Source organism: Pseudenemella bisphenolivorans, from assembly GCF_051133435.1.
In the GTDB taxonomy this organism is placed as follows: Bacteria; Actinomycetota; Actinomycetes; order Propionibacteriales; family Propionibacteriaceae; genus JAAYAO01.
In genome coordinates this window covers 353,774-373,420 of the sequence record NZ_JBPGNY010000004.1, presented here as the reverse complement: position 1 = coordinate 373,420, position 19,647 = coordinate 353,774, and the positions used below count along the sequence as shown (strand labels likewise).

The window sequence follows — 19,647 nt, the reverse complement described above, 5'->3', positions numbered from 1 at the left end:
GAGATGGTTGCACGGACCGCTCGTTGGGATTAGGTTACCCTTACCTTACTTCACCCGAGGAGTTCTTTGATGACGTTCGCCACGTCCCGGCGCCCGCTCGCCGCCCTGAGCGCGCTGCTGCTCGGCCTGTCGCTGGCCGCCTGCAGTAATAACGACACCACCACCGACACCCCTGAGGGGGAAAGCGACAAGAAGCTCACGATCTACAGTGGCCGCGACGAAAAGTTGGTCCAGCCGCTGATCGACGAGTTCAGCGAGAAGTCCGGCATCACCGTCGAGGTGCGTTACGGCAAGACCGCCGAGATGGCCGCCCAACTGATCGAGGAGGGCGACCGTTCCCCGGCCGACCTCTTCCTGGCCCAGGACGCCGGCGCTCTGGCGGCCACCAGCAAGGAGGGCATCCTGACCGCCCTGCCGTCGGAGACCCTCGACCTGGTCGACGAGACCTACCGCGCCAAGGACGGCACCTGGGTGGGGGTCACCGGCCGTGCCCGGGTGCTGGTCTACAACCGCGACAAGGTCTCCGAGGGCGATCTGCCGAAGTCGGTGATGGAGTTGACCGAACCGAAGTGGAAGGGACGGGTCGGGGTGGCCCCCACCAACGCCTCCTTCCAGGCCTTCGTCACCGCGATGCGGGTCGAAATGGGCGATGACCGCACCCGTGAGTGGCTCAAGGCCTTGGCCGCCAACGAGCCGCAGATCCGTGAGAAGAACGGCGCCATCGTCTCCGAGGTGGCCGACGGCACCCTCGACGTGGGCCTGGTGAATCACTACTACGTGGTCGAATCGGCCAAGGAGGCCGGGAAGAGCATCGACGAGTTCCCCGCCGCCCTGCACTTCTTCCCCGACGGTGACGTCGGCGGCCTGATCAACGTCTCCGGTGTCGCCCTGGTCGGCGAGCAGAAGGACGGCGACGCCCAGGAGTTCATCGATCACGTTTTGAGCAAATCGGGTCAGGAGTACTTCCGTGAGCAAACCGGCGAGTACCCTCTGGCCGGTGGGGTCGACGGGCCCGAAGGGGTTCCGCCGCTGAAGGACCTGCAGGCACCCGACGTCGACCTCAACGACCTGGAAGGTCTGCAGGAGACCGTCCAGATGATCAGTGAGGCAGGGTTGAGCTGACTCGAGCACACCGCTTACCACCGGCGCTGACCGCCGCGGCATTGCTCGCCGCGGCGGTTGCGCTGTTGCCCATCGGCTACCTGATCATTCGCACGATCGGTACCGGGCCGGGCGAATGGTGGGAGTTGGTGTGGACGCCGCGGGTCGGCCGGTTGACCGCCACCACCTTGTTGCTGGCTGCGGTGGTGGGCTTCGCCGCGACCCTGCTGGCCGGGGTGTGTGCCTTCCTGGTCACCCGCACCGATCTGCCGTTCCGGCGCTTCTTCGCGGTGCTGATGGCCCTGCCGCTGGCGATCCCGAGCTATGTGGCCGCCTTCAACTGGCTCACCGTGGGCAACCTGTGGGGGTCACCGGCACAGTTCGACGGTTTCTGGTCGGCGGTGGTGGTGCTCACCCTCTACAGCACGCCCTATGTCTTCCTGCCGGTGGCCGCGGCGATGGCCCAGGCCGACGTCTCCCAGGAAGAAGTCGCCCGCAGCCTCGGCCATTCCCCGGTCTCGGTGCTGCTGCGCGTGACCCTGCCGCAGGTCAGTCCCGCGGTGGCCGGGGGACTGTTGCTGGTGGTGCTGTACGTGCTGTCCGACTTCGGCGCGGTGGCGATTCTGCGGGTCGACACCTTCACCCGCGCCATCTTCACCGCCTTCAGCGCCGGCTTCGACCGGCAGAGCGCCTTCGGCCTGTCGACGGTGTTGTTGCTGATCACGGTGCTGTTCCTGCTGATCGAAGCCATCGTGCGCCGCCGCGGGGCCCGGCTGGACACCATCTACCTGAGCCATCCGCGCACCACCCTGCGCCTGGGCAAGGCCCGCTGGGCGGTCTTCGCGGTGATCCTCGCCGGTGGGGTGCTCACCCTGGGGGTGCCGATCGCCAGCACCATCGACTGGTTCCTCGAGGGCACCTCCCGTCCCGATTCGGCCGCCCGATTGATCAGTGCCGCGCTAGGTTCGGTCGGGGTGTCGGCGGCCGGGGCGTTGACCACGGTGGTGTTGGCCCTGCCGCTGGGTGTGCTCGCGGCCCACGCACCCGGCCGGATCGCCCGGTGGACCGAACGCGCCGCCTACCTCGGCCACAGCCTGCCCGGGGTGGTGGTCGGCCTGTCGCTGGTGTACCTGGGCATCAACCTGGTGCGTCCGCTGTACCAAACCACCTGGCTGCTGGCCTTCGCCTACGCCACCTTGTTCATTCCGCTCGCCCTGGCTTCGATCGCCACCGCCGCGGCGAAGGCCTCCCCGGGCCTGTTGGAGGCCGCCGCCAGCCTCGGCGTGGGGCCCCTGGCCCGGTTCCGGCGGATCACCGTGCCCCTGCTGACCCCCGGCCTGGGGGCGGGGGCGGCGCTGGCCTTCCTGGCCTGCATGAAAGAACTCCCCGCCACGTTGATGCTGCGTCCCACCGGTTTGCACACCCTGGCCACCGAGTTGTGGGGTGCCACGACCTATCAGCGCTACGCTGAAGCGGCACCCTATGCGGTGTTGCTGATCCTGTTGGCGGCGGTGCCGATGTGGGTTCTGGTGCACCGCGCCGGCATCGTCGGGAAGGCGGCTACGTGAGCAACGTGCAGATTCGAGGCGTCGACAAGTCCTTCGGCGCCAACCCCGTGCTGCGCGATGTCTCCCTGGAACTGGCCGCCGGCGGGTTCATGGCGGTGCTGGGCCCCTCGGGCTGCGGCAAAACCACCCTGCTGCGTTGCATGGCCGGTTTCGAACGTATCGACGCCGGTGAGATCCGCATCGGCGACCGGCTGGTGGCCGGTACCGGCACCCACCTGCCGGCACACCGCCGCCAGGTCGCGATCGTGCCCCAGGAAGGGGCCCTGTTTCCGCACCTGAGCGTGGGCGAGAACGTCGGCTTCGGACTGACCTCGATGAGCGGCACCGCCCGACGGGCCCGGGTGGAGGAGTGCCTGGAACTGGTCGGCCTGCCCGGTTTCGCCGACCGCCGCCCCGAGGAACTCTCCGGCGGCATGCGTCAACGTGTCGCGGTGGGCCGTGCCCTGGCCCCGCGTCCGCCCCTGGTCCTGCTGGACGAACCCTTCAGCGCCCTGGACGCCGCCCTGCGCGTCGGGCTGCGCAAGGACGTCCGGGCCGCCCTGGACGCCGACGGCGCCACCGGCATTCTGGTCACCCACGATCAGGGTGAGGCCCTGTCGATGGCCGACACCGTGGCGGTGATGAACGCCGGACAGATCCGTCAGTGCGGCACCCCCTCGGAGATCTACCGGCAACCGGCCGACGAATGGGTGGCCCGCTTCGTCGGTGAGGCGAATGTGCTCGAGGTGCTCGACCGGCCGAACCCCCGACAGGTGCACACCGTGTTGGGCACGCTGGCCACCGAACGCTCCGGCGCCCATGTGGTGATCCGTCCCGAACAGGTGCGGCTCACCGAAGAACGTGCCGAGATCAACGGCGAGGTCGATGAACTCGAATACCACGGCCACGACACCACCGTCCGCGTCCTGGTGGGTGACCGGCTGATCGCCGCCCGGGTGATGGCCGGAGCCGGACTGATTCCCGAACCCGGCCAGCGGGTCGGCCTGGAAATCACCGGACCCGCCGTGGGGCTGGACCCCCTGCCCGAGGGCGTCCTCCCCGATGCTGCGACAGCGGCGGACGAAGTCGGCGCCGAATCGCTCGACCTGCCGGCCGACGCATGACCGAGGCCCTCTTCCTGGCCGATTTCGACGGCCGACCACCCCGGGTGGGGGACAGTTGGACCCTGACCGGCCCCGAGGCCCGGCATGCCGCGACCGTACGCCGGATCGGCCCCGGCGAACGGGTCGTGATCGGCGACGGCGACGGATTCGCGGTGGCCGGCACCGTCACCGCCGCCGGCAAAGACACCCTCACCATCGAGGTCGACGAGCACCGCCGGCGTCCACCCGCCGCCCACCGCTGGGTGGCGGTACAGGCCATCGCCAAGGGTGATCGCTCGGAGTTGGCCGTCGAAATGCTCACCGAACAGGGCATCGACGAGGTGATCGCCTGGCAGGCGTCCCGCTCGATCGCCCGCTGGTCGGCCGAGAAGGCACCCAAAGCACTGGCCCGGTGGCGCAACACCGCCCGCGAATCGACGAAACAATCCCGCCGGCTGCGGATTCCCGAGGTCACCGGCCCGATGACCACCAAACAGCTCCTGCCGCGGGTGGCGGCGGCCGACCTGGCGCTGATCTGGCACGAGACCGCCACCGCCCCCCTGGCCGAGCTGCCATTGCCCGAACAGGGCGAGGTGCTGTTCATCACCGGCCCCGAAGGTGGCATCAGTGATGAGGAACTGGAGTTGCTGATCTCGGCCGGGGCCCGGCCCGTCCTGCTGTCGGACGGGGTGCTGCGCACCTCCACCGCCGGCGTGGTCGGCTTGGCCCAACTACAGGTGCTGACCACCCGCTGAAGGGGCCGAAAAGCCCCGAATTGCCCCGATCCGGGCCAAAAAACCCGGCAACACGCCCGATCAGGCCCCGAAATCCTTGGTGTGATGCGGAAATTCAACTACTGTCGCCAACGATCGGGCACACGTCCGATGGAACGTTGAGCCCCTACCTGTCTCAGGAGGAAAGTATGCAGCGCAAGGACCTCGTCGAAGCGATTGCCAAGAAGACCGGTCTGACCCAGAAGGACACCGCCTCGGTGATCGACGCCTTCGGCGAAACCCTCGAGTCGGCCGCCAAGGCCGGCGAGAAGGTGCAGATCCCGGGTCTGTTGACCATGGAGGTCGTCGACCGCGCCGCCCGCAAGGGACGCAACCCGCAGACCGGTGCCGAGATGGAAATCCCGGCCGGCAAGTCGGTGAAGCTCTCGGCCGGCACCACCCTCAAGCGCGCCGTCAAGGGCTGACAGCGCTGAACACCAGCTTCGATTTCGAGACCCGCTCGGCTTTGCCGGGCGGGCTCGGTCGTAGTGGGGTGATTTCCACCCCGCACGGGCAGATCCACACCCCCGCCTTCATTCCGGTCGGCACCAAGGCCACCGTCAAGGCGGTACTGCCCGAAGCGGTGGCCGCGGTCGGTGCCCAGGCGGTACTGGCCAACGCCTACCACCTCTACCTGCAACCCGGCTCCGACATCGTCGACGAAGCCGGGGGCCTGGGCCGGTTCATGAACTGGCCGGGCCCGACCTTCACCGACTCCGGCGGCTTCCAGGTGATGAGCCTCGGGGTCGGGTTCAAGAAGGTCCTGGCGATGGACCACGACGGGGTCGCCGACGACGATGTGATCGCCGAGGGCAAAACCCGGCTGGCCCACGTCGACGACGACGGGGTCACCTTCACCTCGCACATCAACGGTGACCCGCACCGGTTCACCCCCGAGATCTCGATGCGCATCCAGCACGAACTGGGCGCCGACATCATCTTCGCCTTCGACGAACTGACCACCTTGCGCAACACCCGCGGGTATCAGGAACGTTCGGTGGCCCGCACCCACGCCTGGGCCGAACGCTGCCTGCGCGCCCACCGCGAACTCACCGAGCAGCGCACCGGCAAGCCCTACCAGGCCTTGTTCGGGGTGGTGCAGGGCGCCCAACACGAAGACCTGCGCCGGCAAGCCGCCCGCGGCCTGGCCGAGTTGGACGTCGACGGCACCCGATTCGACGGCTTCGGTATCGGCGGTGCGCTGGAGAAGGAGAACCTCGGCACGATCGTCGGGTGGTGCAGCGAGGAACTGCCCGAGAACAAACCCCGGCACCTGCTCGGGATCTCCGAACCCGACGACCTGTTCGCCGCGATCGCGGCCGGGGCCGACACCTTCGACTGTGTGCAGCCCTCCCGGGTGGCCCGCAATGCCGCGGTCTACACCCCCGACGGCCGGTTCAACGTCAACACCTCGGCGCACCGACGGTCGTTCGCTCCGATCGATGCCGATTGCGACTGTTACACCTGCCGCAACTACACCCGCGCCTACCTGCATCATCTGTTCAAGGCCAAGGAGATGCTTGCCGCGACACTGTGCACCATCCACAATGAGCGGTTCGTGATCCGGCTGGTCGACACCATCCGCGAATCGATCGACAACGGCGACTTCGACGCCCTGCGCGAAGACTTCTTGGGCCGGTACTACGCCCGCTGAACCGGCGGCACTGCCTCGGCCAGCACATCGTCCGGTTCATGGGCCCGCACCAGGGCGACCACCCGATAGGTGATCGGCAACAACAGCGCTTCCACCAGCACCTTGTAGAAGTACCCGACCGCGATGTAGTTCAGCAGCGTCGCCCCCGACACCTCCCCGGCGAAGGCGATCGTGCAGAACAGCACGGTATCGGCCGCCTCACCAACCAGGGTGGAACCGATCAGTCGGGCCCAGAGGCTCCGCTCGCCGGTGCGTTGTTTGATCTTCACCAGCACCCAGGCATTCAGCAACTGGCCCGCCAGATAGCCGACCAGCGAGGCCGCGACGATCCGCGGGACGAAGCCCAGCACCGCCTCCCAGGCTTCCTGCTTGGGCCAATCGGCCGCCGGTGGAGAGATCAACACCAGCAGGAAGGTCAGCGAGGCGATGATCGACAACGCGAAACCGAGCACGATCGCCCGCCGAGCCCGCCGCAGTCCGTACACCTCGGCGAGCACATCACCCAGGATGTAGGTGAGCGGAAACAGGAACGCCCCACCGTCGGTGATGATCGGCCCGAACTCGATCAATTTCGTGGCCCCGATGTTCGAGATCAACAGCAGGGCACAGAATCCCGCCACGACGATGTCGTAGTTTCCGCGGCGTACTCGGGTCGGTGGTGGGGTCACGAACCGCGACTGTACCGGGCCGGACGTTTTTGTGGGGTGTCCACAGTCGCGGCTCGAGGTGAAACCAGCTCCTTGGGTGGCATAGGGTATGACCGCACCCCGGATCAAGGAGGGATATGTCCCAGGACACAGCCACGCTGAATCACGGTGACCACACCGTCGAGCTCCCGGTAGTGAAGGCTACTGAAGGCAACGACGGCTACCAGATCAATCAGCTGCTGAAGACTACCGGCAATGTGACGCTCGATCCCGGTTTCACCAACACCGCCAGCTGCCGGTCGGCGATCACCTTCATCGACGGTGACGAGGGCATCCTCCGTTACCGCGGCTACCCGATCGAGCAACTCGCGGAGAAGTCCACATTCACCGAGGTGATGTACCTGGTGATCTATGGCGAACTCCCCACCGGGGAACAACTGACCCACTTCGAAGAGGGCTTGGGCGGTCGCCGGGCGATGATCGACGAGCGGATGCGCGACCTGTTCCGCTGCTTCCCGCGTCGCTCGCACCCGATGCCGGTGCTGTCGGCCGGCCTGATGGCCCTGTCGACCTTCTCCACCGATGTGCTCTCGGTCAGCGACGACGAGCAGATCGAAAAGGCCACCAGCCGCCTGCTGGCCCAGATGCCGACCCTGGCCGCGTACGCGTACAAGAACTCCGTGGGTGAGCCCTTCCTGTACCCGAAGACGCAGCTGTCCTACGTCGAGAACTTCCTGCGCCTGTCCTTCGGTTCGCCGACCGAGGACTACGAACTCGACCCGGCCATCGTCCGCGGTCTCGATGTGCTGCTGATTCTGCACGCCGACCACGAGCAGAACTGCTCCACCTCGACGGTGCGGATGGTCGGTTCCTCCGACGCGAACATCTACAGCTCGATCGCCGCCGGCGTGAACGCCCTGAGCGGCCCGAAGCACGGTGGCGCCAACCAGGCCGTGCTGGAGATGTTGTCGGACATCGACAAGTCCGGCATGGACGTCAAGGAGTTCGTCAAGAAGGTCAAGAACCGTGAGTCCGGCGTGAAGCTGATGGGCTTCGGACACCGGATCTACAAGAACTACGACCCGCGTGCGGCGATCATCAAGAAGCACGCCGACGAGATCCTCAAGTCGCGTGGCACCGACAACAAGCTCCTCGACCTGGCTCTGCAGCTCGAGGAAGCCGCGCTCAACGACGACTACTTCATCGAGCGCAAGCTGTACCCGAACGTCGACTTCTACACCGGTCTGATCTACGAGGCGATGGGCTTCCCGGAGAACTACTTCACCGTGCTCTTCGCCCTCGGCCGGCTGCCGGGCTGGATCGCCCAGTGGCGCGAAATGGTCAAGGACCCGGACAACAAGATCAACCGTCCGCGTCAGGTCTACACCGGTGAGGCCGCCCGGGATTACCCCGGCTGATTCTTCTCCGTACCGTCCACAGCGGTCTTCCCTTCGGGGGAGGCCGCTGTCGGCGTTTCAGGTCGGATCAGAACTCCGAGCGCTGAACGTCCACCCGGAAGTACCGCAGCTTGCTCTGATCGAACAGATTCAGCTCGTCCTCGTGGATCGCCTTGCGGCCCTCGGGGGACTGCTGTTTGGCCAGGGCGGCCTGATAGGCCTCCTCGTTGGGGTAGTCGATGATCGTCACCACGTCGAAGTCCAGCTCGGGGGCGTCCGAGCCGCGGATCACGTCGGTGTGCACCACGAAGTTGCGTTCGTACCCGCAGATCTCGTCGGCGATCTGCTTGATCAACACCGCGTGCTGGGTGCGGTAGTACTCCATGAACTCCTCCCGGCTGATGTCGGGATGCTTGGCCAACAGGGCCATCACGCGAACGGTCATCGAAAGAACCCTCCCCTTGTCGTGTGGCCCAGCCTGACACCGCTGTCGGCCGTTGCCGCTGGTGATTCCCGGTCAGGGGTACCGGCGCACGGGTACCAAAACCGGTCACTCAGCAGGCGTTTTGGCGGAATTCACCGGTGTGTCGGGTTCTGAGTTGCCGGTTTTGGTCCGCCCACCCACCCCGAACCGAGGCGGACGGGGCCGGAAATCAGCAAAAGGGCGGGTGCCGGGGCGCCCGGAGTAGCTAGACTGGCGCTCAACACCCGTCACGTGGAGGAATCCTGACCAGTCCAGAACTCACCCGGATCGGAAGCGACAGCCGGTCGATCACCGTGCCCGCGTCCATCAACATGGTCAACGTCCTCGGCCCGCGGGACGCATTCCTGCGCACCCTGGAACGGGAACTGGCCGCCGATATTCACGTCCGGGGCAACGAAATCACCCTCTCGGGCCCGGACGCCGATCAGGCCCGGGCCGCCGAGGTGATCACCGAGATGATCACCATCCTGCGCACCGGCCAGGGGCTCTCGGTCGACACCGTCGAGCGCCTGGTGTCGATGATGGACAGCACCACCGAGGACGAACGCCCCGCCGAGGTGCTCACCCAGAACATCCTGTCCAACCGGGGCCGCACGATCCGGCCCAAGACCTTGAACCAGAAGCGCTACGTCGACGCGATCGACAAGCACACCGTGGTCTTCGGTATCGGCCCGGCCGGTACCGGCAAGACCTACTTGGCGGTGGCCAAGGCCGTTCAGGCCCTGCAGCGCAAAGAGGTCAACCGGATCATCCTGACCCGTCCGGCGGTCGAGGCCGGGGAAAGTCTCGGGTACCTGCCCGGAACCCTGAGCGACAAGATCGACCCCTATGTGCGTCCGCTCTACGACGCCCTGCACGACATGATCGACCCCGATTCGATTCCCAAGCTGCTCACCTCGGGCACCATCGAGGTCGCCCCGCTGGCCTACATGCGCGGCCGCACCCTGAACGATGCGTTCATCATCCTCGACGAGGCACAGAACACCTCGATGGAGCAGATGAAGATGTTCCTCACCCGCCTGGGCTTCGGTTCCAAGATGGTGGTCACCGGCGACGTCACCCAGGTCGATCTGCCGCGCGGCACCCGCTCGGGATTGCGGATGGTGCAAACCATCCTGGACGAGGTGGACGACATCACCTTCTGCCAACTGACCAACCGCGATGTGGTGCGCAACAAGCTCGTGGGACGGATCGTGGCCGCCTACGACCAATTCGAGGCCACCGACGACAAGCAGGCCCGCCGATGACTGTTGAACTGACCAACGAATCGGGGGCGGAGATCTCCGAGAAGCACCTCGTCGCCCTGGCCGAGTTCGTGCTCACCGAATTGCGGGTGCACCCCCAGGCGGTGCTGTCTCTGCTGCTGGTCGACGAAGCGGCGATGACCTCCTACCACGAACAGTGGATGGGCGAATCCGGCCCGACCGATGTGCTGAGCTTCCCGATGGACGAACTGCGTCCCGGCTACGACCCCGACGACGAGACCGACGACCTCGAGGTGGTGCTCGGCGATGTCGTGCTGTGCCCCCAGGTCACTGACCGGCAGGCCGCCGAGAACGGCCGACGTCCGGAGCAGGAGATGGAGTACCTGATGGTGCACGGCATCCTGCACCTGCTCGGCTTCGATCACGACACCGAGGCCCAACACGCCGAGATGTTCGGGCTGAAGGACCGCCTCCTGGCCGCCTGGGACAAACATCGACCATGAGCACCACCCACATCGTGTTGCTGGCGGTCGCCGGCGTACTCGCGATACTGGCCGGGGTGCTGGCCGCGATCGAATCGGCCCTGCACAATCTCACTCGCTCCCGGGCCAAGGCCCTGGTCGAGGAGGAACGCCGCGGCGCCCAACGGCTGGTCGACATGGCCGAAGACCTGCACCCCTATGTGAACTCGGTGTTGCTGGTGCGTACCGCCTTCGAGGTGGTGTGCGTGGTGATCTTCGCCCTGGTGATCTTCGAATACGTCGACCGAACCTGGCTGCAACTACTGGTGGCCGGCGGGGTGATGGTGCTGGTGTCCTTCCTGGCCTGGGAGGTCGCGCCGCGCACCCTCGGCCGGCAACACGCCCTGAGGGTGGCACTGCTGACCTCGGGTGTGGTCAGCGTGATGGCGACCGTCCTCGGCCCGATCAGCCAGCTGCTGATCTGGGTGGGCAATGCACTCACCCCCGGCAAGGGCTTCGACTACGGGCCGTTCGCCTCCGAGGCAGAACTGCGCGAGATGGTCGACTTCGCCGAGGCCAGCGAACTGATCGAAGACCGCGAACGGCAGATGATCCACTCGGTCTTCGAACTCGACAACACCATCGTCAAGGAAGTGATGGTGCCGCGCACCGAAGTGGTCTTCATCGAGGCACACAAGACGCTGCGGCAGGCCACCTCCCTGGCACTGCGCTCGGGCTTCTCCCGGATTCCGGTGGTCGGTGAGGGCGGTCTGGACGAGGTGGTCGGGATCTGCTTCCTGAAAGACCTGATGAAGCGGATGTACGACAATCCCCAGGCCCAGTCGTCGGAGCGGGTCGAGTCGCTGATGCGTCCGGCCACCTTCTGCCCCGACTCGAAAGCCGCCGACACCTTGTTGAAGGAGATGCAGACCAACCACTCCCACCTGGTGATCGTGGTCGACGAGTTCGGCGGCATGTCCGGGGTGGTCACCATCGAGGATCTGCTCGAGGAGATCGTCGGCGAGATCGTCGACGAGTACGACGAGGAAATCGCCCCCTGGCAGGAACTCAGCGACGAGCGGTACCGGGTGTCGGCCCGGCTGCCGCTGGACGAACTCGGCGTGCTGTTCGGGATGGAACTCGACGACGAGGACGTCGACTCGGTGATCGGCATGATGGCCAAGGAACTCAACAAGGTGCCGATCCCCGGCTCGGTGGTGCACTACCAGGGCCTGGAACTGGTCGCCGAACGCGGCACCGGCCGACGCAACCGGATCGCGACGGTCCTGGCCAGCCGGATGGCCGATGACGCCGACGACATCGGGGCGGAGGCGGCGGCCCGCCTGGCCACCGAATCGGCCCAACGCCGAACCTGACGAAACGAACCTGACAAGGAGACCGATGTCCGAATTCCGTTCCGGGTTCGCCTGCTTCGTGGGCCGGCCCAATGCCGGCAAATCCACCCTGACCAATGCCCTGGTGGGGCAGAAGATCGCGATCTCGTCGTCGAAACCGCAAACCACCCGCCATGCGATTCGCGGCATCGTGCACCGCGAGGACGCCCAACTCGTCCTGATCGACACCCCGGGGCTGCATCGTCCGCGCACCCTGCTGGGGGAACGGCTCAACGACATCGTCTACGACACCTGGGCCGAGGTGGACGTGATCGGGGTGTGCTTCCCGGCCTCGCAACGCATCGGCCCCGGTGACACCTACCTGGTGCAACAGATCGCCGAACTGCCCAAACGTCCCAAGCTGGTGGCGATCGCCACCAAGGCCGACCTGGTCGGCGGGGAGCGGATGCGGCGGCACCTGATGGCGATTCAGGGCCTGGAGGAAGAACTCGGCATCGAGTGGGAGCACATCGTGCCCTGTTCGGCGGTGTCGGGGGAGCAGGTCGAGGTGGTCGCCGATGTGATCATCTCGCTGCTGCCCGAGGGACCGGCCTACTACCCCGACGGCGAGATCACCGATGAACCGACCGAAACCCTGGTTGCCGAACTGATCCGCGAAGCGGTGCTGGACGAGGTGCGCGAAGAACTGCCGCACTCGATCACCGTGGTGGTCGACGAGATGCTGCCCCGCGAGGGTCGCCCCGAGGACAAACCACTACTGGACGTCTTCGCGACGATGGTGGTGGAACGCGATTCCCAGAAGGGCATCGTGATCGGTCATCAGGGTTCGCGGCTGCGCGAGGTCGGCACCCGGGCCCGCAAACAGATCAACGCCCTGCTCGGCACCCCGGTGCACCTGTCGCTGAAGGTCAAGGTGATGAAGGACTGGCAGACCGACGCCAAACACCTCAACCGGCTGGGTTTTTGATGCGGCCGGTCGAACCCGTCGTCCTGGCCGGGCGGGGAGTGCTGATCGAGCCCTTGACGCTCGACCACGTCGAGGCCCTGACCAAGGTCGCCCGCGACGGCGAACTGTGGAACCTGCGGATCACCTCGGTGCCCGAACCCGATGCCGTCGAGGCCTACGTGCGCGGCGCGGTGGAACAGTCGGACCGGCTGCCCTTCGTGGTCACCGACACCAACACCGACCGAGTGGTCGGGTGCACCAGCTACTACGCGATCGACGTGCCCCTGAGCCGGATCGGCATCGGTTACACCTGGTACGGCGCCTCGGTGCAACGCACCCACGTGAACACCGCGACGAAGCTGGCGCTGATGACGCATGCCTTCGAGACCCTCGAAGCGGCGGTGATGGTGTGGCACACCGACAACTTCAACTACGCCAGCCAACGGGCGATCGAACGACTCGGCGCCAAACTGGACGGGGTACTGCGCCGCGACAAGCTCCGCCGCGACGGCACCGTCCGGGATACCTACTGGTACTCGATGCTGGCCGGCGAATGGCCCGAATCGAAGGCGCAACTGGAATACCTGCTCCGACGCCGTCCGACGCCTCAGCACTAGCCGGCACGCGCCCGGGACCGCCGGGATCCGTCCCCTCATCCGTAGATGCAACCCGTACTCACTCCTGCGTGGCCAACTAAGTGGCGCAGGAACGAGTACGGGTTGCATGTGCGGAACGGGAGGCGGGGGTGGCTCCCACTCTGGTGTGGTCAGGACGCGAGGCGATGGATGCCGCGGGCGGCGAACCAGCGCGGCACCTCGGCCGAATCGGTGTCGAACTCGACGGTGACGACGCTGACCGGGAAGATCTCCATCTGGGTGATGCGCTGGGCGACCAGCCGGAAGCCGACACCGACTTCGGCGGTGAACTGGGCGAGGGTGGCCTGGGTGGCGTTGGCGCCGACGAAAGCAAGGTTGAGAGTCATGACGGGGCTCCGGGAAAGATGTTGTTGGGAGGGGGACGAGGTCCAACTCCCGGGAGCGCCCGAGTCTCAGCAGGGCGTCAGGTCAGGAGTTGGTGCGGTGACAACACCGACAACAGCCGACCGAAAAAGCCGACGACAGGAACAGCACGGGGCGCGCGGTCGTCAACATGGCAGAGAAGCTAACCCAGTGCCGCACCGGTCGGCAAGCGCGTCCGTCTGCTGAGCGGGCCGCGGGGGTGACCAAACCGAGCCACGCACGGGATTGGATGCTCGGTAATGGTGTTCCTGCCCGGGGGTGGTGCGTCATGATGAAGCCATGAAACTGCCTACGCCAGTCGAACTGATGCGAGTCGCCCAGCTGGGTACCGAGCAGGCCAAGGAGCTTGTCGACCTCGTCCCGCGGGTGATCAAGGCGGTGGGTCGGATGGAGAAACTCCTCGACGACGCCGAAGCCTTGGTGGCGCGCACCGAAGTGATCATCGACGGGGCCGACCGGGCTCGGGCCGACGCCGAGCAGGTGGCGATCCGGGCCGAGGCGATCGTGACCAAGGCCGAGGACATGGTGAACCGCACCGAGACCATGGTGCAGCCGCTGGAAGAGATCGCCCCCAAGGCCCTGCCGATCATCAAGCAGGTGGTCGACAGCGTGGAATACGAAGAGGTGCAGGCGATGAAGAGCCTGGTCGACCGGCTGCCCGGGGTGGCCGATCAGGTCGAACAGATCGGCCCCGACGTGACCCGGATTCTCGAGGCGGTCACCGATCTGGCCCACGCCGTTCAGGGCATGCCCGGCATGAAGCTGTTCGTGCGCCGCGGGGAGCGCAAGGACGAGGAGGAGGACGACTGACCCACCAGTGTGTCCTACATCTCGTAGTTTTACGGGCTGGGGGCTGGACGACCCGACCGGTTCGGCAGTAACCTGATCGGCGAGCAGAAGTGCTCACACAGGGTTGTTACCCGCAAGGGGCAAGACCTGAGATGCGAATCCGCGTCTCGGGTCTTTTTTATTGCCCGAGCGGGTTCGAACGAAGGGATTTCACCGTGGAACCCAGCACCAAGACCGACGCCCAAGCAATCGTGGACGGCGTCGGCGGGGCCGACAACATCGCCGCCCTCAGCCACTGCGCCACCCGGCTCCGCTTCGAGTTGAAGGATGCCGGCAAGGTCGATGCCGAAGCACTCGATTCCGTCCCGGCCGTGATGGGCTCGCTGCCCCAGGCCGGCGACCGCTACCAGGTCGTCATCGGCGGGGCCGTCCAGTCGGTCTACACCGACATCATGAATCTGCCGGAGATGAAGTCACGCGGCACGATGTCTGATGCCGACGTGAAGGCCGCCGCCCGGTCGAAGGCCCGCGGCAAGGTCGCCTGGCTCGACGCCTTCTTCGAATACCTCTCCGACTCCTTCCGTCCGGTGCTGGGCGTGTTGCTCGGTGCCTCGCTGATCATCGCCGGCGCCGCGGTGCTGGACGCCCTCGGCGTGGTCGACTTCCGGGCCGATGACAAGGCCGCCGGCTGGGTCTTCATCGACGCGATGTGGCGGGCGGTGTTCTACTTCCTGCCGATCATGGTCGCCTACAACGCCGCCAAGAAACTCAACATCGACCCCTGGGTCGGGGCGACCATCATGGGCGCTCTGATGACACCGGAGTTCATCAGCCTCTCCGACACCACCCGGTTCGCCGACACCGTCTGCACCCCGAGCCCGATCCCCGGCGCCGACCCGACCTGTGTGGCCAACATCTTCGGCCTGCCGATGCAGCTCAACGGCTACGGCGGACAAGTGTTCGTGCCGTTGATCATGGTCGCGGTGCTCGCGCTGGTCTACAAACTGCTGCAGAAGATCTTCCCCGAGAACGTGCAGATGGTGTTCGTGCCCTTCTTCTCGATGCTGGTGATGATCCCGGTCACCGCCTTCCTACTCGGCCCGCTGGGGATTTGGCTGGGTACCGGCCTGGGGACCGGATTGGCCTGGTTGAACGGCAACGCCCCCTTCGTCTTCGCCATCCTGATCCCGCTGGTCTACCCCTTCCTGGTGCCGCTGGGCCTGCACTGGCCGCTGAACGCGCTGATGCTCGCCAACATCCAGACCCTGGGCTACGACTTCATTCAGGGCCCGATGGGTGCTTGGAACTTCGCCTGCTTCGGCGCCACCGCCGGTGTGCTGTTCCTGTCGATGCGCGACAAGGACAAGGTGATGCGCCAGACCGCCACCGGTGCCCTCGCCGCAGGTCTGTTCGGCGGTATCTCCGAGCCGTCCCTCTACGGTATTCACCTGCGCTTCAAGCGGATCTACCCGCGGATGCTGATCGGCTGTCTGGCCGGTGGCCTGACGATCGCCATCCTGGGCACCCCCTTCGGTGGCGTGAAAACCAACGCCTTCGCCTTCACCTCGCTGCTGACCATCCCGGTCTTCGACCCGATGTGGGTCTACATGATCGCGATCGCGGTGGCCTTCACCGTGGCGATGCTGCTGATCATCTTCACCGGCTACAAGGACAAGGAAGTGGCCGTGGCCGGTGACGCCGCCCTGACCGCTGATGGGTCCGCCGATGACAACACCGCGCTGGCCGCCGCCCCGGCCGGGGCCGCTGCCGGGGGTGGTACCGCCACAGCACTGGCCACCGCCACCACGGTGCTCGGCTCCCCGGTCGCCGGAACCGCGATCTCGCTGGACGAGGTGAACGACAAGGCCTTCGCCTCCCGCGCCCTGGGTGAGGGCGTGGGCGTGCAACCCAGCGGCAACCGCTTCGTCTCCCCGGTCGACGGTGAACTGGTCACCGTGCCCGGCAGCGGCCACGCCTTCGGCATCAAGACCGATGACGGCGTGGAGGTGCTGGTGCACATCGGCATCGACACGGTGCAGATGAACGGCACCGGGTTCACCGTCGCGGTCGAGAAGGGCCAGCGGGTGAGCAAGGGCGACCTGCTCGTCACCGTCGATCTGGACGAGGTGACCAAGGCCGGTTACGAAACCACCACCCTGGTGACCGTCACCAACACTAAGTCGATCACCGACGGGGGCGGCGAGGTCTCGACCCACGTCGGTGCGGTCTCCGCCGGGGACGCGGTCGTGGAGGTGAATCGCTGACCACCGCCCGGAGGTGGGGCGGGTCGTGATGGCCCGTCCCACCCCTTAGGGTGATCGCATCATGGAGATTTTGCGCGTCTTCAACAACAACCTCGTCCTGGCGCGGGACGAGTCGGGTACCGAGGTGATCCTCACCGGACGGGGGCTGGGCTTCAACGCCAAGCCCGGCCAGATCGCCGACCCGTCCCGGATCGTGCGCACCTTCGTGCCCAGCGACGGCCGCGACCCCGACCACCTGGCCGAATTGCTGGCCGGTATCCCGCCGGAGCAGATCCTGTTGGTCACCCAGGCGATGGTGGCCGCCGGGGCGGGAGAGAACCTCACCGAGAGCGCCACCACCGTGATCGCCCTGGCCGACCACGTCAACTTCGCCCGGCAGCGCCAACAGGCCGGCCTGGAGGTCACCTACCCGCTGCAGGCCGAGGTCTCCCACCTGTACCCCGAGGAATACGACCGCGCCGAGCGCATTCTCACCGAACTGAACTCCCGCCTGGGTGATCCGTTGCCCGACACCGAGGCGGTCGCGATCGCCCTGCACCTGGTGAATGCCGGCTTCACCACCGGCGACCTGTCGTTCACCTACCAGATGACCGGTGTGATTCAGCAGTTGGTGACCGTGATCGAGGAAACCTTCGGGATGAACCTGGAGACCAACTCGGTCGGGGTGGGCCGGTTGATCACCCACCTGCGCTACCTGTTCGTGCGGATCAAACAACACGAACAACTCTCCGGCAACGGGTCGATCATCGGTGACGCGATTCGCGACGCCTACCCGATGGCGGTCGACTGTGCCAAGCGCGTGGCGAACCTGATCGAACTGCGGATGGGCAGCGGGCTGAGCGAGGACGAGGTCTCCTACCTGACCCTGCACATCGCCAACGTCACCCGCAAGGGCGAGCCGGTCTGAGCTCTCAGTCGGCCCGAGCCGAGGGTACCTGCCGGGCCTCGGCGATCTCGGGGGTCAGCAGCGCCCAGCCCAGCACCGCGGTGGCCGTACGGCCCAGCCCGTGCGCCAGCGTCCAGACCGGTGTCGGTGCCCGGAAATCCAACATGTCCCGGGCCCAGCGGGGTAGCAGCCAGATACCGCCGGCGGCGATCATCCAGTAGCCGGGCAGCGCGGGCGCGGGCAGCGGCGCCTCACGCAGCAGAAAGCGGGCGGTGTCGGCAGCGGCCGGGGTCAACGCCAACTCCGGGACGAAACCCTCCAGTTGGTCGCGCAGTTCCCGTACCGAGGTGGGCACCCCCTCGGCTCCCAGCTTCCCGGCGGCGAGCCCGGCCTGGGCGACATACCGATCGGCCTCGGCCGGGGTGAGTCGGGGACGCATCCAGGTCTGGTGGGCGGTCAGGAAGGAATAGATCTCGGCGACGTGCACCCAACGCAACAGGTGTGGATCACCGGCGGCATAGGCCACCCCGTCGGCCCGGGTGCCGGTGATGAAGGTGTGGATCCGCCGAACCTGGGCGATCATCGCCTCGGCGTCGTCGATCACCCCGTAGGTGGTGGTGGCGATGTAATCGCTGATCCGCTGCAACCGGCCCCACGGGTCGCCGCGATACCCGCTGTGATCGGCCACCCCGGCCATCGCCGAGGGATGCAAGGACTGCAACAGCAGTGCGCAGATCCCCGCGGGGTACATCGTCGGCGCCCGATTCACCGTCCAGATCGGATCACCCGGGGCGAACCAGCGTGGCCCGCTGGTGCCCCAGATGCGGTCGGCCCGTTCGGCGTGGTCGGGGCCGGCGACCTTGTCGCGCAGCACCTCGCCCAGCCTTCGGCGCAGGTTCATGGCCGCAGCATCACCTTGGTGGCGCGCCGCTGATCCATGTCGGCGTAGGCATCGGCCACCTCACTGAGCGGACGGACGCGGTCGAAGACCTTGCCCGGGGCGGTCCACCCGTCCCGTACCCGAGCCACCAACTCGGGCAGGTAATGGCGCACCGGGGCCATCCCGCCGGCCAGGCCGACATTGTGGGTGAACATCAACCCCAAAGGCGGCTTGGCATCGTGCGGAATCCCCACGAAGCCGACCTTCGAGCCGGGCCGGGTCATCGCCAGCGCGGAGTTCAGCGATTCGCTGGTGCCGACACATTCCAGCACCGCATCGGCGCCGATGCCGTCGGTCAGATCGAGAATCTCGGCCACCGCCTGGTCACCGCGGCTCTCCAGCACCTCGGTGGCCCCCAGTTCCCGGGCCAGGGCCTGCCGGTCGGGGTACTTCGACATCGCGATCACCCGTTCGGCGCCCTGGGCCACCGCCGAAGCGACCGCCGACTGGCCGACCGCACCGTCGCCGACCACCACCACGGTGTCACCAGGGGCGACCCCGGCGCTGACCGCGGCATGCCAGCCGGTGGTGGTGACATCGGACAGGCCGAGCATCGAGGCGAGCATCGCGTCGTCCTCGGGATGTGGCGCCGCCACCAGAGTGCCGTCGGCCAGCGGGATGCGGATGAACTCGCCCTGACAGCCGTCCACCGGGTGCCCGTGGCGGTCGGGTACGCCGAAGGCGCCACCGTTGGCACACGAGGAGGTGATGCCGGCCGCGCAGTGGGCGCAGGTGTTGTCCGACCACAGGAAAGGGGTGATCACGAAATCGCCCGGACGCACCGTCCGTACCTCGGAGCCGACCTCCCGCACCACCCCGACCGCCTCATGGCCGATGATCCGGGGCTTGTCGGCCCGGTGCACCCCACGGAACCACCACATATCCGAACCGCATACGCAGGTGGCCAGCACCTCGATGATCGCGTCGGTGGGGGCGTGGATGCTCGGGTCGGGACGCTCGTCGAGCCGGATATCACCCGGACCGTGCAGAACCGTGCCTCGCATGGCTCCACCATACGACCGGGCGCCGTGCGAGCCGGACGGGGGAGAAGCCCGGGGCGCTGGGCGATAGGATCG

General features: G+C 66.7%; 20 protein-coding genes. 15 read left to right on the top strand and 5 right to left on the bottom strand.

Features of this window, described 5'->3' with window-relative positions; translation table 11 throughout:
• Nucleotides 1–69 precede the first annotated feature (69 nt).
• From ACR4XW_RS11895 to tgt, 6 genes are all read left to right on the top strand, one after another.
• On the top strand, nucleotides 70–1,122 hold the full coding sequence (locus ACR4XW_RS11895; RefSeq protein WP_434760770.1) for an iron ABC transporter substrate-binding protein: 1,053 nt from the start codon (nucleotides 70–72) through the stop codon (nucleotides 1,120–1,122).
• 65 nt (nucleotides 1,123–1,187) lie between these two features.
• On the top strand, nucleotides 1,188–2,669 hold the full coding sequence (locus tag ACR4XW_RS11890; protein ID WP_434760769.1) for an ABC transporter permease: 1,482 nt from the start codon (nucleotides 1,188–1,190) through the stop codon (nucleotides 2,667–2,669).
• On the top strand, nucleotides 2,666–3,772 hold the full coding sequence (locus ACR4XW_RS11885; protein WP_434760768.1) for an ABC transporter ATP-binding protein: 1,107 nt from the start codon (nucleotides 2,666–2,668) through the stop codon (nucleotides 3,770–3,772). The genes ACR4XW_RS11890 and ACR4XW_RS11885 overlap by 4 nt, the downstream gene beginning before the upstream one ends.
• A complete protein-coding gene (locus tag ACR4XW_RS11880; protein WP_434760767.1) occupies nucleotides 3,769–4,506 on the top strand; it encodes a 16S rRNA (uracil(1498)-N(3))-methyltransferase in 738 nt (245 codons plus the stop codon). Before ACR4XW_RS11885 ends, ACR4XW_RS11880 begins: the two co-directional genes overlap by 4 nt.
• 167 nt (nucleotides 4,507–4,673) lie before the next feature.
• A complete protein-coding gene (locus ACR4XW_RS11875) occupies nucleotides 4,674–4,949 on the top strand; it encodes an HU family DNA-binding protein (RefSeq protein WP_491777826.1) in 276 nt (91 codons plus the stop codon).
• Between the two features lie 5 nt (nucleotides 4,950–4,954).
• Nucleotides 4,955–6,178: a tRNA guanosine(34) transglycosylase Tgt gene (gene tgt / locus ACR4XW_RS11870; RefSeq protein ID WP_434760849.1), complete on the top strand. Its 1,224-nt coding sequence runs from the start codon at nucleotides 4,955–4,957 to the stop codon at nucleotides 6,176–6,178.
• Here the strand turns inward: tgt and ACR4XW_RS11865 are convergent.
• Nucleotides 6,166–6,846 carry a queuosine precursor transporter gene (locus ACR4XW_RS11865; RefSeq protein WP_434760765.1) on the bottom strand — a complete coding sequence of 227 codons (681 nt, stop codon included), beginning with the start codon at nucleotides 6,844–6,846 and terminating at the stop codon, nucleotides 6,166–6,168. The two genes, tgt and ACR4XW_RS11865, sit on opposite strands and share 13 nt — an antisense overlap.
• 116 nt (nucleotides 6,847–6,962) lie before the next feature.
• Between ACR4XW_RS11865 and ACR4XW_RS11860 the strand changes: the two genes are divergently transcribed.
• A complete protein-coding gene (locus ACR4XW_RS11860; protein ID WP_434760764.1) occupies nucleotides 6,963–8,243 on the top strand; it encodes a citrate synthase in 1,281 nt (426 codons plus the stop codon).
• Nucleotides 8,244–8,310: 67 nt separating this feature from the next.
• Here ACR4XW_RS11860 and ACR4XW_RS11855 read toward each other — a convergent pair whose 3' ends face one another.
• Complete coding sequence (locus ACR4XW_RS11855) at nucleotides 8,311–8,667, bottom strand: EthD domain-containing protein (protein WP_434760763.1); 357 nt, start codon at nucleotides 8,665–8,667, stop codon at nucleotides 8,311–8,313.
• A 350-nt stretch (nucleotides 8,668–9,017) separates the two neighbouring features.
• Here ACR4XW_RS11855 and ACR4XW_RS11850 point away from each other — a divergent pair, with 350 nt between their 5' ends.
• Genes ACR4XW_RS11850 through ACR4XW_RS11830 form a run of 5 tightly spaced genes read left to right on the top strand, consistent with a single transcriptional unit; the run spans nucleotide 9,018 to nucleotide 13,290 of the window.
• Entirely contained in the window at nucleotides 9,018–9,953 is a 936-nt protein-coding gene (locus ACR4XW_RS11850) for a PhoH family protein (protein ID WP_434760848.1), read from the top strand.
• Nucleotides 9,950–10,414: an rRNA maturation RNase YbeY gene (ybeY, locus tag ACR4XW_RS11845; protein ID WP_434760762.1), complete on the top strand. Its 465-nt coding sequence runs from the start codon at nucleotides 9,950–9,952 to the stop codon at nucleotides 10,412–10,414. The genes ACR4XW_RS11850 and ybeY overlap by 4 nt, the downstream gene beginning before the upstream one ends.
• Entirely contained in the window at nucleotides 10,411–11,748 is a 1,338-nt protein-coding gene (locus ACR4XW_RS11840) for a hemolysin family protein (protein WP_434760761.1), read from the top strand. The genes ybeY and ACR4XW_RS11840 overlap by 4 nt, the downstream gene beginning before the upstream one ends.
• 25 nt (nucleotides 11,749–11,773) lie before the next feature.
• Entirely contained in the window at nucleotides 11,774–12,694 is a 921-nt protein-coding gene (gene era / locus ACR4XW_RS11835; protein ID WP_434760760.1) for a GTPase Era, read from the top strand.
• Entirely contained in the window at nucleotides 12,694–13,290 is a 597-nt protein-coding gene (locus ACR4XW_RS11830) for a GNAT family N-acetyltransferase (RefSeq protein ID WP_434760759.1), read from the top strand. The genes era and ACR4XW_RS11830 overlap by 1 nt, the downstream gene beginning before the upstream one ends.
• 149 nt (nucleotides 13,291–13,439) lie before the next feature.
• Here ACR4XW_RS11830 and ACR4XW_RS11825 read toward each other — a convergent pair whose 3' ends face one another.
• A complete protein-coding gene (locus ACR4XW_RS11825) occupies nucleotides 13,440–13,655 on the bottom strand; it encodes a hypothetical protein (RefSeq protein WP_434760758.1) in 216 nt (71 codons plus the stop codon).
• Nucleotides 13,656–13,998: 343 nt separating this feature from the next.
• Here ACR4XW_RS11825 and ACR4XW_RS11820 point away from each other — a divergent pair, with 343 nt between their 5' ends.
• The 3 genes from ACR4XW_RS11820 to ACR4XW_RS11810 all read left to right on the top strand — a co-directional run bounded on the left by ACR4XW_RS11820 (nucleotide 13,999) and on the right by ACR4XW_RS11810 (nucleotide 17,652).
• The gene (locus ACR4XW_RS11820; RefSeq protein ID WP_434760757.1) at nucleotides 13,999–14,502 is read left to right on the top strand and encodes a hypothetical protein; all 504 of its coding nucleotides are present in this window, start codon (nucleotides 13,999–14,001) and stop codon (nucleotides 14,500–14,502) included.
• Between the two features lie 194 nt (nucleotides 14,503–14,696).
• A complete protein-coding gene (locus ACR4XW_RS11815; protein WP_434760756.1) occupies nucleotides 14,697–16,745 on the top strand; it encodes a glucose PTS transporter subunit IIA in 2,049 nt (682 codons plus the stop codon).
• Nucleotides 16,746–16,806: 61 nt separating this feature from the next.
• Nucleotides 16,807–17,652 carry a PRD domain-containing protein gene (locus tag ACR4XW_RS11810; protein WP_434760755.1) on the top strand — a complete coding sequence of 282 codons (846 nt, stop codon included), beginning with the start codon at nucleotides 16,807–16,809 and terminating at the stop codon, nucleotides 17,650–17,652.
• A 4-nt stretch (nucleotides 17,653–17,656) separates the two neighbouring features.
• Here the strand turns inward: ACR4XW_RS11810 and ACR4XW_RS11805 are convergent, their stop codons facing one another.
• Both ACR4XW_RS11805 and ACR4XW_RS11800 read right to left on the bottom strand, forming a co-directional pair.
• Nucleotides 17,657–18,532 (bottom strand): oxygenase MpaB family protein, encoded by an 876-nt coding sequence (locus tag ACR4XW_RS11805; protein ID WP_434760754.1) that lies wholly within the window; start codon nucleotides 18,530–18,532, stop codon nucleotides 17,657–17,659.
• Nucleotides 18,529–19,575, bottom strand: a complete 1,047-nt coding sequence (locus ACR4XW_RS11800; RefSeq protein ID WP_434760753.1) for a zinc-binding dehydrogenase — start codon at nucleotides 19,573–19,575, stop codon at nucleotides 18,529–18,531. The genes ACR4XW_RS11805 and ACR4XW_RS11800 overlap by 4 nt, the downstream gene beginning before the upstream one ends.
• Nucleotides 19,576–19,647: the final 72 nt, after the last annotated feature.